Raw genomic sequence first — 13,815 nt, 5'->3', positions numbered from 1 at the left:
ACGGGTACGTCGCACGACCGAACACCACGAGGGGGATCACGTGAGCGACCAACGACCGTCCGATCGACCGGGACCGACGGGCCCACCGTCGGCACCGCAGTACCAGCAGCCGCAGTACCAGCAGACGCAGTACGACCAGCCGCCGCAGTTCCGACCGCAGGGCCAGGCGCTGTTCGAGCGTACGGCGCCGGTGGGACCGGACGGGCGCCCTCCGCTCTGGGCACCCTGGTACGGCATCGGCTTCGTCCAGGCGTACGCGCGCTACTGGAGGAAGTACGTCCGCTTCGACGGGCGTGCGAGCCGCAGCGAGTTCTGGTGGGTGTACCTCTGGAACGTCGCGATCTCCGTCGTGCTGGGCGCGATCTGGGGCATCGGGTTCGCGCAGTCCGGCCGCGAGACGTACGTGACGCCGTCCGGGGTCGAGACGGTCGTCAGCGAGCCGTCCGCGCTGTTCTTCATCATGGGGTACGTGGGGACCCTGTGGATGCTCGTGATCGTGCTGCCCTCGATCGCCCTGGCGTGGCGACGCCTGCACGACGCGAACCTGGCGGGCCCGTTCTTCTTCCTCGGCCTGGTCCCGTTCTTCGGCGGGATCGCGCTCCTCGTCTTCACCCTGCTCGACTCCAAGCCCGCAGGCGCCCGCTTCGACCGACCGGAGGGATCGCGGTGACGAACGGCGAGCAGCACGACCGGAACCCTGAGCAGCCGCAGCCGCCGCAGCCGCAGCAGCCGCAGCAGCCGTACGGCCAGCAGCAGCCGTACGGCCAGCCCTACCCCCAGCAGCAGCAGCCGTACCCGCAGTACCAGCAGCAGGCGCCGATCCCGACGGACGCCAGCGGCGCCCCGCCGCTCTGGGCGCCCTGGTACGGCGCCGGGTTCCTCGACGCCTTCGTCCGGTTCTGGAAGAAGTACGCCCGGTTCGACGGGCGCGCGAGCCGCAGTGAGTTCTGGTGGTGGTACCTGGCGAACGCGATCGTGGTGACGGTCCTGTTCAGCGCGTACATCGCCTCGATCCTCGTCTGGGCGGCCGGGGCCACCACGACGGACGAGTACGGCACCACGACCTCGACCGGCGGCTTCCCGGCGGTCGCGCTCCTGTTCGCCGGGCTGCTCGGGCTGTGGGGACTCGCGACGTTCGTCCCGTCCCTCGCGCTCGGCTGGCGCCGCGTGCACGACGCCGGTCTCGCCGGCCCCTTCTGGCTGGTCTCCTTCGCGGCTGGGGTCGCCGGCATCGTCTTCGGGTGCCTGGAGTCGAGCCCCGCCGGGGCGCAGTACGACCGACCGGAGGCACCCGGCCCGCAGGTCTGAGCACCCGGACACGACGAAGCGGCCCACCCCGGCAGGGGTGGGCCGCTTCGTCAGGTCAGGGAGATGGGCGGAGGCTCAGACCACCCGGAGACGGACCAGCGAACCGTCCACGACGAGGTCGCGCACCGTGACGGACGGGTCGGCCGTCGCGAACCGGAGCGCGCCTCCCGGCTGGTCGAACCAGGGCTGCACGAACGTGACCGTGACCATGAAGGGGCGGTCGACGACGTAGCGGTGCACCTCGGGTGCCGCCGCGACGTGCGGCGGCAGTGACCGCTGGGGGAGCGGGGTGTCGAGCGGGTGCAGCAGGTAGCCGTCGGGGCCGCCGACGCGGTCGACGGGGACGCCGACCGGGATCTGGATGGTGAGCCCCTGCGGACCGGCCTGGCCGACCTGCTGCGCGAGCTGCGGGTACGTCGACGCAGCACGGTCACGCAGCCCGTCGAGCTCGTGCCGGGGGATGTCCCGCGGTGCCGGGAAGGCGCGGTTCAGGAAGCGGCGGAGCATCTCGACGGCGTCGTCCTCACCACGCGCGGTGGCGAGTCGGCGAGCGGTGCCGTAGTCGACGACCTCGAGCGCGAAGTCGCCGTGGGCCTCGGTCGGGACGACCCGGAGTGCACCCTCGACCGGGGGCTCGCCGAGCGTCTCACCGGGGAGCTGCACGTAGCGGATCGTGTAGCCGAGCTGGTCCAGGATGGGGCGGGTCTCCGCGAACGTCATGGGCGCGAGCCTACCGGCCGCTTCCATGCCGTTCGCCGAGACACCGCCGTGCCTCCGGTGGGTCGACGTCTCACACGCCGCCGCGCATGATCGCCTGCTTGACCTCGGAGATCGCCTTGGTCACCTGGATGCCGCGCGGGCAGGCGTCGGTGCAGTTGAAGGTGGTGCGGCACCGCCACACGCCCTCCTTGTCGTTGAGGATGTCGAGGCGCACGTTCGCCGAGTCGTCGCGCGAGTCGAAGATGAAGCGGTGTGCGTTGACGATCGCCGCCGGGCCGAAGTACTGCCCGTCGGTCCAGAACACGGGGCACGACGAGGTGCACGCGGCGCAGAGGATGCACTTCGTGGTGTCGTCGAACCGGGCGCGGTCGGCGACGGACTGCACGCGCTCCTTGCCCTTCTCCGGCTTGCTCGAGGCCTGCAGGAACGGCTGGACCTCGCGGTAGGACTGGAAGAACGGCTCCATGTCCACGACCAGGTCCTTCTCGAGGGGCAGGCCCTTGATCGCCTCGACGTAGATCGGCTTCGACACGTCGAGGTCCTTGATCAGGGTCTTGCACGCGAGCCGGTTGCGCCCGTTGATGCGCATCGCGTCCGAGCCGCACACGCCGTGCGCGCAGGACCGACGGAACGTGAGCGAGCCGTCCTGCTCCCACTTGATCTGGTGCAGGGCGTCGAGGATGCGGTCCGTCGGCAGCATCATCACGTCGAAGTCCTGCCAGCGCGGCTCGTCGTCGACGTCCGGGTCGAACCGTCGAACGATGATCGTGACGGGGAACGATCCGGGAGGAGCGCTCTGCACGGTGTCGGTGCGCGGGCTGTCGGAGACCAGGGTGTCGGTCATCAGTACTTCCTCTCCATCGGCTCGTACCGCGTCACGACGACGGGCTTCCAGTCGAGTGTGATGTGGTCGTCGGCGAGTGACGAGTGCGGGTCGCCCGTCAGGTACGCCATGGTGTGCTGCATGTAGTTCTCGTCGTCGCGCTTCGGGTAGTCGTCGCGCATGTGGCCGCCGCGGCTCTCCTTGCGGTTCCGCGCGGAGAACACGACCACCTCGGCCAGGTCGAGCAGGAACCCGAGTTCGACGGCTTCGAGCAGGTCGGTGTTGAAGCGCTTGCCCTTGTCCTGCACGGCGATGTTCAGGTACCGCTCGCGGAGCTGGTGGATCGTCTCGGTCATCTTGCCGAGCGACTCGTCGGTGCGGAACACCTGCGCGTTCTTGTCCATCTCGTCCTGCAGCTCCTTGCGGAGGACGGCGATGCGCTCGGTCCCGGTCGAGGCGCGGAGCTGGTCGAGCATCCCGCGGACGCCGGCGGCCGGGTCCTCGGGCAGGGGGAGGAACTCGGCGGTCTGCACCCACTCGGCCGCGTTGTTGCCCGAGCGCTTGCCGAAGACGTTGATGTCGAGCAGCGAGTTGGTGCCGAGGCGGTTCGAGCCGTGCACGGACACGCAGGCGCACTCGCCGGCGGCGTACAGGCCGGGCACGACCGTGGTGTTGTCGTAGAGCACCTCGGCGTTGGTGTTCGTCGGGATGCCGCCCATCGCGTAGTGCGCGGTCGGCATGACCGGTACCGGCTCGACGACCGGGTCGACACCGAGGTAGGTGCGGGCGAACTCGGTGATGTCCGGCAGCTTCGTCTCGAGCACCTCGGCACCGAGGTGGGTGCAGTCGAGGAGGACGTAGTCCTTGTTCGGACCGGCACCGCGCCCCTCGGCGACCTCCTGCACCATGCACCGGGCGACGATGTCGCGGGGCGCGAGGTCCTTGATGGTCGGGGCGTACCGCTCCATGAAGCGCTCGCCCGAGGCGTTGCGGAGGATCGCGCCCTCGCCGCGGGCACCCTCGGTGAGCAGGATGCCGAGGCCGGCGAGGCCGGTCGGGTGGAACTGGAAGAACTCCATGTCCTCGAGCGGCAGACCCTGGCGCCAGACGATGCCGACGCCGTCACCGGTCAGGGTGTGGGCGTTCGAGGTCGTCTTGTACATCTTGCCGAAGCCGCCGGTCGCGAAGATCACGGCCTTGGCGTGGAAGACGTGCAGTTCACCGGTCGCGAGTTCGAAGGCGACGACGCCGGCGGGCTGCTGGCGGGTGACCCCGTCGTCGCCGACGACGTCGACCATGACGAGGTCCAGCGCGTAGAACTCGTTGTGGAACTCGACGCCGAGCTTCACGCAGTTCTGGAACAGCGTCTGCAGGATCATGTGGCCCGTGCGGTCGGCCGCGTAGCAGGCCCGGCGGACGGGGGCCTTGCCGTGGTCACGCGTGTGCCCGCCGAAGCGCCGCTGGTCGATCTTGCCCTCGGGCGTGCGGTTGAACGGCAGGCCCATGTTCTCGAGGTCGATGACGGCGTCGATCGCCTCCTTCGCCAGGATCTCGGCGGCGTCCTGGTCGACCAGGTAGTCACCGCCCTTGATCGTGTCGAAGGTGTGCCACTCCCACGAGTCCTCCTCGACGTTGGCCAGGGCCGCAGCCATGCCGCCCTGGGCCGCACCGGTGTGCGAGCGCGTCGGGTAGAGCTTCGAGATGACGGCCGTCTTCGCCTTCGGGCCGGCTTCGATGGCGGCACGCATGCCGGCACCGCCCGCGCCGATGATGACGATGTCGTGCTGGTGGTGGTGGACGGTGGTCTCGCTCACTGGGGCCTTTCGGGGTGGGTCAGCGCGCCGGCGGGGTGGTCGCGGCGTGCGCGTGGGTCTACGGCGCGGTGCTCGTGGCCGAGCCGTGCTGCTACTGCGCGGGGCAGAACGACGGCAGGTCGGCAGCGGCGGCGCCGGCCGGGCACGGGTCGAACGTCCAGCAGACGAGCAGGCCGAGCACGACCAGCGCGACGCACGCGATGAGCACCGCGAGCAGCAGGGTCTTCCGGATGCCGGGCTTCGCGACGTAGTCGTTGATGATCGTCCGCATGCCGTTCGAGCCGTGCACGAGGGCGAGGACGAGCATCAGGGAGTCCCAGACCTGCCAGAAGGGGTTCGCCCACTTGCCGGCGACGAAGGCGAAGTCGATCTGCTTGACGCCTTCGCCGGCGACCATGTTGACGAAGAGGTGGCCGAAGATCAGCACGACGAGCAGGACGCCCGAGGCGCGCATGTAGATCCACCCCCACTTCTCCCAGTTGGTGGTGCGGCGGGCTGCTGCGGCCGAACGAGGCGGCTCGACGATCTGCGTGGTCATGTCCGTGGGTCCCTTCGCCTACTGGAAGTCCGCGACGAGGTTCATGAGCTGACGGGGCAGGAAGCCCGCGATCAGGACGGCCCACACGACCAGGACGATCCAGAACATGGCGCGCTGGTACTTCGGCCCCTTCGACCAGAAGTCGACCAGGATGATCCGCAGCCCGTTCAGCGCGTGGAAGACGATCGCCATCACGAGCGCGATCTCACCGATGTTCATGATCGGCGTCTTGTAGGTGCCGATCACGGCGTTGTACGCCTCGGGGGACAGGCGCACCAGCGCGGTGTCGAGGATGTGCACGAGCAGGAAGAAGTAGATCGCGACACCGGTGATGCGGTGCAGCACCCAGGACCACATCCCCGTGGACCCGCGGTACAGCGTTCCTTCGAGCTTCCGGGACGCACGGGGCGCCTCGATCGTCACTCTCGGTTCGACGATCGTCGTCCCGCCTGCGGTCTGCTCGGCCATGAGCGAGTCCTCCCATAGGACGGGCTCGTCCGATCGGCGAGCCCTTGCCGTTCGTGTTCGTGTGGAACACGACCCATCCTATGCGCGTGCGCTGACACTCTCGTCCCACCCGACACGGAGGGTCCGGGACAGGGTCGGCGGAGCCCCGATCGTGCGGGCGGTGTCGTGGTGTGCGAGGAGCTGGTCGCCGACGGCCTCCCACGTGGTGCCCTCGACCCGGAGACGCCCGGCCGAGCCCATCCGTGCGGCCGCCGCCGGGTCCGTCACGAGCCCGAGCACGGCGTGACGGAGTGCCTGGGGCACGTCGGGGTCGTACAGCTCGCCGTCGAGGCCGGGCGCGACGAGGTCGATCGGGCCGCCCGATGCCGGCGCGACGACCGGCAGGCCGCTCGCGTGGGCCTCCTGCAGGGTCTGCCCGAAGGTCTCGGCCGGACCCGTGTGCACGAAGACGTCGAGCATCGCGTAGGCGTCGGCCAGGGCGTCGCCGCGCAGGGGTCCCGTGAACGTGACGTCGAGGTGTCGCAGCCGACGCTCGAGGGACGCACGCGACGGCCCGCCGCCGGCGACGACCAGCCGGATGCCCGGGACGCCGCCGAGCTCGGCGAGCCGCTCGACCTCCTTCTCGGGCGCGAGTCGACCGACGTAGCCGACGATGGTCTCGCCACCCGGTGCGATCCGCCGCCGCGCCGCACGGACGTGCGCCGAGCGTCGCCGGTCCGGGTGGAACAGGTCGGTGTCGACACCGCGGCCCCAGCGGGCGACGCGGGGCACGCCGTCCTCGGCGAGCATCGCCGCGGTCGCGCTGGACGGGGCGAGCGTCAGCGACGCCCCCGCGTGGATGCGGCCCAGGATCCTCCTGACCAACGGGACGGTCGCGGTCAGCCCGTTGCGGCGGGCGAACCCGGCCACGTCGGTCTGGAAGACGGCGACGGAGGGGATGCCGAGCCTCCCGGCCGCCGTGATCGCGCGACCGCCCAGCAGGAACGGACTCGCAGCGTGCAGCACGTCGGCGCCGGAGGCGGCGAGGATCGTGTCGAGCACGGGGTGGGGGAGCGCGACCGGGAACTGCCGGTATGCCACGGCGGGCACCCGGTGCACGTCGAATGACCGGTAGCGCTCGACCCGGGTCCCCGAGCGGAACCGAGCGAGACCGGGGGTGTCCGGGGCGATCACCACCGCGCGGTGGCCGCGGCGCTCCAGGTGGTCGAGGACCGCCAGGACGCTGGTGGTGACGCCGTTCAGGGTGGGCAGGAAGCTCTCGGTCACGACGGCGACGGTCCGCTGGGACGTGCCGCGCTCCACGCTGCGTGCGCTCATGGTGCTGTCCATGGTCCGCGCGCGCCGTGACCGGCCGGGGCGGCGCGGGTGAACGGGCGGCGCGCAGCCGGTGAACTCGCGCTGCGCTGCGAGCCGGTCGGGAGGCGCGGGGCCCGGCCGTCCCGTCGGCTGCGGCCCGTCCCGCTGCGAGCGGCCGCTGCGGGCACCCGCAGGAGCGGTGCGGCGGTCGTCCGGGTGGCGTCCAGGTCACGTCCGGCGACACCGGTACGGTGAGCGGGTGGCAGACGCACTCGAGGACTTCTACGCGATCATCCCGGCCGGCGGCATCGGTTCCCGCCTCTGGCCGCTCTCGCGCGCCGACGCGCCCAAGTTCCTGCACGACCTGACCGGGTCCGGCGCGTCGCTCCTGCGGCAGACCTGGGACCGGCTCGCACCGCTCGCCGGCGAGCAGCGGATCATGGTCGTGACCGGGCGGGCGCACCGAGCAGCCGTCGAGGCGCAGCTGCCCGGCGTGGCCGACCACAACGTCGTGCTCGAGAGCGAGCCGAAGGACTCGACCGCGGCCATCGGGCTCGCCGCCGCCATCCTGCGCCGCCGTGAGCCGGACGTGGTCATCGGCTCGTTCGCGGCGGACCACGTCATCGGTGACGCCCGGGGCTTCCGCCGCTCGGTGCGCGAGGCCGTCGCCGCCGCACGCGCCGGGTACGTGACGACCATCGGCATCACCCCGACCGAGCCGGCGATCGGCTTCGGCTACATCCACGCCGACGGCGCTGCGCTCCCGGTCGAGGGTGCGTCGACGGTGCACGCGGTGAAGTCGTTCGTCGAGAAGCCCGACCTCGACACCGCCCGCGGCTACCTGGAGGACGGCTCGTACCTCTGGAACGCCGGCATGTTCATCGCGCGGGCCGACGTGCTGCTCGCCGAGATCGGCCGCACGAAGCCCGAGCTGCTCGCCGGCATCGAGGAGCTCGCCGCGGCGTGGGACACCTCCTCGCGCGGCGCGGTCGTCGACGCGATCTGGCCGGGGCTCGAGAAGATCGCGATCGACTACACCGTGGCCGAGCCCGCCGCCGCCGCGGGGCGCATGGCCGTCGTGCCCGGCGACTTCGACTGGGACGACGTCGGCGACTTCGCCTCGCTCGCGAAGCTGCAGTCCGGCGGGCGGGCGAACAACCTCGCCGTGCTCGGGGACGGCGCGCGGATCCTCGCCGACTCGTCGAGCGGCATCGTCGTGGCGCACAGCCAGCGACTCATCTCGCTCATCGGGGTCGAGGACATCGTCGTCGTCGACACCCCGGACGCGCTGCTCGTCACCACGAGCGCGAACGCGCAGCGGGTCAAGGGCGTGGTGGACGCACTGAAGCTGAGCGGTCGGGGGGACGTGCTCTGACGGTCCGCCGACCTTGCTGGTCGACCTCGCCGACCAGATCGACGCCGCGGTCGCTGCTGCGGAGCGCGAACGGGAGCGCCAGCGTGACCACGCCGACTGGAAGGCGCGTGACGCCGACCGGAAACGGGCGGCGTCCGTGGCCGAGGCCTTCGCCGGTCCGCAGGACGATCGGTCGTCGACGCACTGGAGCGCTTCACCGATCCCGAGCCGGCGACCGAACCCGAGCCGAGGCCGGAGGTCGACGCCGAGTTCCGCGGTCGGGAGTGTGCGCGCTACGGCGACGGAGCGAGCCGTGGCAGGAGTTCTGCCGATCCGAGCGCGCTCCGGGCCTTCGTGACGACGACCTCGGGACCGGGCACGACCGCGTCGGCCGAGTCCGAGCGCGTGCGATCGGCGTGGTCCTCCTTCCGGTCCTCCTGCGCCTGGGTCACGGTCGACCGCGCGAGCATGCCGGCGGGTTTCGCGCGCTACGTGCGCGAGAACGACGAGGATCGGAGCTGGATCGGCAGGATCGCCGACGCCTTCGAGGCCGCCGGCGGCAGTGGGTCGCTGTCGAACGCGGCTCTCGACATCGCGGCGACCGGACAGGCGGCGCCTGCCCTCCAACGGCTGTTCGCGGAGCACCTGACGCCGACGGAGGTCGCGGAGCGCTGGGCTGCGCTCGGGCTGACGACGGCCGACGCCAGCGTGTTCGACGGTTTCCCGACGGACGTCCTCGCGCGACTCGGGAACCTCGAGGGTGTCCCGTACTGGGCGCGGAGTACGGCGAACGCCCTCGTGCTGAACCAGCGACTGGTCGACGTGGAGTGCCAGATCGAGCAGCTGGAGCGGACGGTCGCATCGGCGGGTGACGGCTCACGGGTGTTGGCGCGGGAACTGACGGCGCGGTACGCGGACCGCAAGGCCCTCCGGAACGTCAATGCTGCCTTGACGAAGAAGGGTTCCGACGGCAAGCGCTTCCTCATCGCACTCACCGACGATCGACCGCCGCTCGCTGCTGTCTCGATCGGCGATCTCGATCGTGCGAAGTCAGCGACCTGGGCTGTCCCTGGTATGGACACCACGACAGCGGACATGACGACGTGGGCGAGGGCCGCTCAGAACATCGCCGATGAGCAAACGGACGTTGCGGACACCACAGACGTCGCAGACCCTTCGGATCGAGCAGTCGTCGCTTGGGTCGGCTACACCACCCCGGGACCACAGGATGTGCTCCTCATGGCCAAGGCGAAGGAGGGCGGCAAGCGTCTCGCAGATTCGATCCGCGGGTTCTCAGCCGTCCGCGGAACTGATGACGTGCAGACGAACGTCGTGGCGCACTCCTACGGCACGACCGCGGGCGCTGTGGCTCTGGCCGAGCGGGGTGTCCACGTTGATCGGTTCGTCGCACTGGGTTCTGCCGGGCTGCCCGATGGGCTCGACGATGCGCAGCAGCTGCACGCAGACCAGGTCTTCGCGGCTCAGGCGAAGGACGGCCCCACCGGCGAGTCCGGACAGGGTGACGAATGGGCGACGTTCGGCCGGGAGAAGAGCCTCGCCCATCGCGTCGACCCGACCGCGCAGGGTTTCGGAGCGACCGTGTTCGGCGCCGACGGCGGGACTGGGAGCGAGGGGCAGACCCTTGCGTCGGTCCTGCATCACGCCCCGGTGTTCAAGGACCACCGAGGTTACCTGGACCGTGGTACCGAGTCACTGCACAACGTGGCACTCGCCACCACAGGTCAGGACGAGTTGCTGACCGGGGCGCGAGATCGATGACCCGGTCCGACGAAGGAGGAGGCACATGAACGCACGACACCGTGCTCGTCGCGCACTCGCGGCGACGGCGGCGCTACTGGCAGTCGTCGTCGTGACCGCCGGATGTGCCGGGCAGCAACATGATGCAACCCGACCGACTGAGAGGACGTACTCCGTGGACGCAGACACTGCGAAGCGAAACATGATCGACATCGTCGATCAGACAACGGCCGCGCTCGGCGGCGAATGGGAGACGCGGACGTCTCCCGATTACGTCGAGAGCTGCCAGCTGTCGAGCGACGAGGAAGGAGCTCGGTGGGTGTACCGAGTTGCTCGAGCAGAGTCCGCCGACGTCGAGGCGGACGCTGCTGCTGCCTCCGATGTCTGGAGGTCCGCCGGTCTGACCGTGGACCGACTCGCTGACTCCAAGGGGCCGGCGGTGGTCGCTCGCGGCGGCGATCGCGTCGAGATGATCCGTTTCTTCGCTTTCCCCGGCAACTACAGCATCCAAGCGCTCTCGATGTGCTTCGCTGGCGACGCAGACGAGATCGAGGAGCAGCAGGCCGACGAATGACCCGCGATCCCGGGTTCGTGGTGTCCTGGCCGTGCCGGATCAGCGCGCGCGACCTCGCAAGCCTCATCGTCGTCCTCGCGCTCGCGGGACTGAGCACCGGGTGTGCGTCCCGAGCGGTCGAGACGAGGACGGCCAGCGCAACGGATCCGATCGTGGACGCAGTGACCGCGAAGCAACAGATGATCGCCGCTGTGGACGACGCCACCGAGCTCCTCGGCGGAGTGTGGACGGCGCGGACCGGACCGGACGCAGCGGAGCGGTGCTCGTTGCCGGACGGGGAGCGCGGAGCACACTGGCGGTACCTGACGGGGAGCGCGATCGAGGGGCGGCCGGAGGAAGACGGCTCGGCGATGGCCGACCACTGGCGTGCGCAGGGCAAGCGCGTGAGCGCGCGGGACACGAGCACCGGGCCGGTGGTCTTCGGTGGGGGAGGCGGGGACATCGCGTCCATCAGCTTCTACGCGGTCTCCGGCAACTACACCGTCCAGGCCGTCTCGCTGTGCTTCCCCGGCGACGCCGACCGCATGGCCGAGGACGACGCCGACGAGGTCGAGTGAGCCTCCGAGGACGAGACGCCGGAGCGTCTCGAGAGGAGACGAATGTCTGCCGAGCTGACCATGCGGCGCCTGACGAGCGTTGCCCTCACACCCCTCGCATTGCTGATCGTCATCAGCGGTTGCACGCAACACCCTCCGGTCGGCGAGACGCTGTCCGACGATGGAAGGACGGCCCAGGTGGACCCCGAGACTGCTCAGCGGAAGATGACCGAGCTCGTCGACAGGACCGCTGCGGCGCTCGGGGGCGAATGGGTCACCACGCAGGGTCCGGACTACGTCGACAGCTGCACGCTCCCCGACGGTGGACAAGGAGCCAACTGGGTCTACCTGACCACCAGGACGGACGGAGGGGGCAATCCGGACGACGATGCTGCGGCGGTCACGAAGACCTGGCAGTCCGCGGGCATGACCGTCGGACGAGTCGCGGATCCTGACGGCCCGGTCGTCGTCGGACGGGGTGGAGCCTCGACCGCGCTGATCGATCTGTACGCGTTCCCGGGCAAGTACACGCTGGAGGCCGAATCGCTCTGCTTCCCGGGGAGTGCCGACGAGATCGAAGAGGAGCAGAGCAGCGGGTCCTGATCCGCTCCGTCGAAGGAGGATGCGCATGCACGCAGGACGGCCCGCGCGTCGTCTGACCACGACCACGGGCCGAGGAGCAGCAGGCCGACGGGTGACGCACGGAGCATCGTTCACGGCGGTCTCCGTTCGCCGGAGCAGCGAGCGGATCGTCGCGAGCTCCGCCGTCGTCTTCGCGCTCGCGGGTCTGCTGCGCGGCTGTGTCCCCAGCGCGACCGACACAGCGACGGACCGACGAACGGAGTCCTACCCGGATGCAGCGACCGCGAAACAGCAGATGATCGACGCCGTGGACGATGCAACCCGACTCCTCGGCGGGCACTGGAAGGCGCGAGCCGGACCTGACCACCCCGAGGACTGCGTCCTGTCCGACGGCGAGCAGGGTGCGCAGTGGCGGTACCTCTCGGGGAGCACGCTGGCGGGTGACCCGTCCGAGGACGGCGCCCGGATTGCGGAGCACTGGCGTGGGCAGGGGCTGCGGGTCATCGTCCGTGATCCAGACGACGGACCGGCGGTGCTCGGGCGCGGCGGTGAACAGATCGCTTCGATCAGTGCGTACGCCTCCCCCGGCAACTCCACGGTCCAGGCAGTGTCCCTGTGCTTCCCCGGCGACGCCGACCGCATTGCGGAGCAGCAGGCCGACGAGTGATGCAGGACCGTCGTCTGGTGCTTCCGTGCACGAACGACGGCAGGTGTCGCTCGCTGTAGCGCTCCACCACGAAATCCTCGGATCGTCCCCCGGACCGGGTCCCCGGGGGACGTCGGCGTTACGAGCGCGTTTCGTCGGGGTCGCGATCGTGTAACTGATCCCAGGAGTCCCTCAGGGGCGTTCTGTACCGGCCCGACGGTCGTGTACTGTCGCCACGATCGCCCGGAACGCACGTGGTCCGGGCACCGCCCCCCGGAGGAACCAACCCGTGACATCTCGTACCCGCAAGGTCCTGCTCAGCGGCCTCGCGCTCGCCGGCACCATGGCCGTCCTGGCCGGCTGCTCGGCTGCCCCGTCCGACACCACCTCGGCGAAGAAGACCGACTTCCGCCCCTGCATGGTCTCCGACGCCGGTGGCTTCGACGACAAGTCCTTCAACCAGCTCGGCTTCGACGGCATGGTCGACGCGGCGAAGGAGCTCGGCGCCGACTACAACAAGGCCGAGTCCAAGGACGCCACGGTCTACGACTCGAACATCGAGCAGCTCGTCAACCAGAACTGCAACATGATCATCACGGTCGGCTTCAACCTCGCAGACGCCACGAAGAAGCAGGCAGCTGCGAACCCCGACACCGAGTTCGCGATCATCGACGACAACTCGATCGACGCGAAGAACGTCAAGCCGATCACGTTCGACACCTCGCAGGCCGCCTTCCTGGCCGGCTACGCGGCGGCGTCCTACTCGAAGACCGGCGTCGTCGGCACCTTCGGCGGCATGCAGATCCCGACCGTCACCATCTTCATGGACGGCTTCGCGGACGGCGTGAAGTACTACAACGAGCAGAAGAAGAAGGACGTCAAGGTCGTCGGCTGGAACGTCGAGACCGGCAAGGGCTCCTTCACCGGTGGCTTCGAGGCGGGCACGCAGGCCAAGTCGGTCGCGCAGACCCTGCTCGACCAGGACGCCGACGTGATCCTGCCCGTCGGTGGCCCGATCTACCAGTCGGCAGCCGAGGCGATCAAGGACGCGAACAACGGTTCGGTCCTGATCGGCGCGGACAGCGACCTCTACGAGGCCGACCCCCGCTACAAGGACATCGCCTTCACCTCGGTGATGAAGGGCATGCGCCCGGCGGTCAAGGACGTCGTCGAGCAGGCGGCGGACGACAAGTTCTCGAAGGAGCCGTACGTCGGCACCCTGAAGAACGACGGCGTCGGCATCGCGCCGTTCCACGACTACGAGTCCAAGGTGGACTCGGGTCTGCAGGACGAGCTCGACAAGATCAAGTCGGGCATCATCGACGGCTCGATCACGGTCGAGACGCAGTCGGACAAGTAGTCGGGTGAACGCGGGCGGGGGATCGATCCTCCGCCCGC

At 69.9% G+C, this 13,815-nt stretch carries 16 protein-coding genes; 9 read left to right on the top strand and 7 right to left on the bottom strand.

Features of this window, described 5'->3' with window-relative positions; all coding sequences use genetic code 11:
• Positions 1–40: 40 nt before the first annotated feature.
• Positions 41–670: a DUF805 domain-containing protein gene (locus M3677_RS00615; RefSeq protein ID WP_251159545.1), complete on the top strand. Its 630-nt coding sequence runs from the start codon at positions 41–43 to the stop codon at positions 668–670.
• Positions 667–1,308 (top strand): DUF805 domain-containing protein, encoded by a 642-nt coding sequence (locus M3677_RS00610; RefSeq protein WP_251159544.1) that lies wholly within the window; start codon positions 667–669, stop codon positions 1,306–1,308. The genes M3677_RS00615 and M3677_RS00610 overlap by 4 nt, the downstream gene beginning before the upstream one ends.
• Positions 1,309–1,383: 75 nt before the next feature.
• Here the strand turns inward: M3677_RS00610 and M3677_RS00605 are convergent, their stop codons facing one another.
• The 6 genes from M3677_RS00605 to M3677_RS00580 form a co-directional block, all read right to left on the bottom strand.
• Positions 1,384–2,028 (bottom strand): TNT domain-containing protein, encoded by a 645-nt coding sequence (locus M3677_RS00605; protein ID WP_251159543.1) that lies wholly within the window; start codon positions 2,026–2,028, stop codon positions 1,384–1,386.
• Positions 2,029–2,098: 70 nt separating this feature from the next.
• The gene (locus M3677_RS00600) at positions 2,099–2,872 is read right to left on the bottom strand and encodes a succinate dehydrogenase iron-sulfur subunit (RefSeq protein ID WP_066655113.1); all 774 of its coding nucleotides are present in this window, start codon (positions 2,870–2,872) and stop codon (positions 2,099–2,101) included.
• Positions 2,872–4,665: a succinate dehydrogenase flavoprotein subunit gene (gene sdhA, locus M3677_RS00595; RefSeq protein ID WP_066655109.1), complete on the bottom strand. Its 1,794-nt coding sequence runs from the start codon at positions 4,663–4,665 to the stop codon at positions 2,872–2,874. Before sdhA ends, M3677_RS00600 begins: the two co-directional genes overlap by 1 nt.
• A gap of 91 nt (positions 4,666–4,756) precedes the next feature.
• Entirely contained in the window at positions 4,757–5,203 is a 447-nt protein-coding gene (sdhD, locus tag M3677_RS00590) for a succinate dehydrogenase, hydrophobic membrane anchor protein (protein ID WP_066655106.1), read from the bottom strand.
• A gap of 18 nt (positions 5,204–5,221) precedes the next feature.
• A complete protein-coding gene (sdhC, locus tag M3677_RS00585) occupies positions 5,222–5,671 on the bottom strand; it encodes a succinate dehydrogenase, cytochrome b556 subunit (protein WP_209685124.1) in 450 nt (149 codons plus the stop codon).
• Positions 5,672–5,749: 78 nt separating this feature from the next.
• Entirely contained in the window at positions 5,750–6,988 is a 1,239-nt protein-coding gene (locus tag M3677_RS00580; protein WP_251159542.1) for a glycosyltransferase family 1 protein, read from the bottom strand.
• Positions 6,989–7,226: 238 nt separating this feature from the next.
• Here M3677_RS00580 and M3677_RS00575 point away from each other — a divergent pair, with 238 nt between their 5' ends.
• Positions 7,227–8,342, top strand: coding sequence for a mannose-1-phosphate guanylyltransferase (locus M3677_RS00575; protein ID WP_066655104.1), 1,116 nt, complete (start codon positions 7,227–7,229; stop codon positions 8,340–8,342).
• 272 nt (positions 8,343–8,614) lie between these two features.
• Here M3677_RS00575 and M3677_RS00570 read toward each other — a convergent pair whose 3' ends face one another.
• Positions 8,615–8,773 (bottom strand): hypothetical protein, encoded by a 159-nt coding sequence (locus M3677_RS00570; protein WP_251159541.1) that lies wholly within the window; start codon positions 8,771–8,773, stop codon positions 8,615–8,617.
• Between the two features lie 40 nt (positions 8,774–8,813).
• Here M3677_RS00570 and M3677_RS00565 point away from each other — a divergent pair, with 40 nt between their 5' ends.
• The 6 genes from M3677_RS00565 (at position 8,814) to M3677_RS00540 (ending at position 13,777) form a co-directional block, all read left to right on the top strand.
• Positions 8,814–10,100 (top strand): alpha/beta hydrolase, encoded by a 1,287-nt coding sequence (locus tag M3677_RS00565; protein WP_251159540.1) that lies wholly within the window; start codon positions 8,814–8,816, stop codon positions 10,098–10,100.
• A 181-nt stretch (positions 10,101–10,281) separates the two neighbouring features.
• Positions 10,282–10,653 carry a hypothetical protein gene (locus M3677_RS00560; protein ID WP_066655099.1) on the top strand — a complete coding sequence of 124 codons (372 nt, stop codon included), beginning with the start codon at positions 10,282–10,284 and terminating at the stop codon, positions 10,651–10,653.
• Between the two features lie 161 nt (positions 10,654–10,814).
• On the top strand, positions 10,815–11,210 hold the full coding sequence (locus M3677_RS00555) for a hypothetical protein (protein WP_251159539.1): 396 nt from the start codon (positions 10,815–10,817) through the stop codon (positions 11,208–11,210).
• A gap of 42 nt (positions 11,211–11,252) precedes the next feature.
• Positions 11,253–11,792 (top strand): hypothetical protein, encoded by a 540-nt coding sequence (locus tag M3677_RS00550; protein WP_209685133.1) that lies wholly within the window; start codon positions 11,253–11,255, stop codon positions 11,790–11,792.
• A 286-nt stretch (positions 11,793–12,078) separates the two neighbouring features.
• Positions 12,079–12,438: a hypothetical protein gene (locus M3677_RS00545; protein WP_209685135.1), complete on the top strand. Its 360-nt coding sequence runs from the start codon at positions 12,079–12,081 to the stop codon at positions 12,436–12,438.
• Between the two features lie 268 nt (positions 12,439–12,706).
• A complete protein-coding gene (locus M3677_RS00540; protein WP_066655092.1) occupies positions 12,707–13,777 on the top strand; it encodes a BMP family protein in 1,071 nt (356 codons plus the stop codon).
• Positions 13,778–13,815 lie beyond the last annotated feature (38 nt).

Origin of the sequence: Curtobacterium sp. P97 (assembly GCF_023712445.1) — a bacterium.
Lineage (GTDB): Bacteria > Actinomycetota > Actinomycetes > Actinomycetales > Microbacteriaceae > Curtobacterium.
This window is presented reverse-complemented; position numbering and strand designations above follow the sequence as displayed.

Excerpts from the sequence above, each read along its gene's own strand:
- M3677_RS00605 (WP_251159543.1), bottom strand. The coding sequence starts at position 2,028 with ATGACGTTCGCGGAGACCCGCCCCATCCTGGACCAGCTCGGCTACACG.
- M3677_RS00600 (WP_066655113.1), bottom strand. The coding sequence starts at position 2,872 with ATGACCGACACCCTGGTCTCCGACAGCCCGCGCACCGACACCGTGCAG.
- sdhD (WP_066655106.1), bottom strand. The coding sequence starts at position 5,203 with ATGACCACGCAGATCGTCGAGCCGCCTCGTTCGGCCGCAGCAGCCCGC.
- sdhC (WP_209685124.1), bottom strand. The coding sequence starts at position 5,671 with ATGGCCGAGCAGACCGCAGGCGGGACGACGATCGTCGAACCGAGAGTG.
- M3677_RS00580 (WP_251159542.1), bottom strand. The coding sequence starts at position 6,988 with ATGAGCGCACGCAGCGTGGAGCGCGGCACGTCCCAGCGGACCGTCGCC.
- M3677_RS00560 (WP_066655099.1), top strand. The coding sequence starts at position 10,282 with ATGATCGACATCGTCGATCAGACAACGGCCGCGCTCGGCGGCGAATGG.
- M3677_RS00550 (WP_209685133.1), top strand. The coding sequence starts at position 11,253 with ATGTCTGCCGAGCTGACCATGCGGCGCCTGACGAGCGTTGCCCTCACA.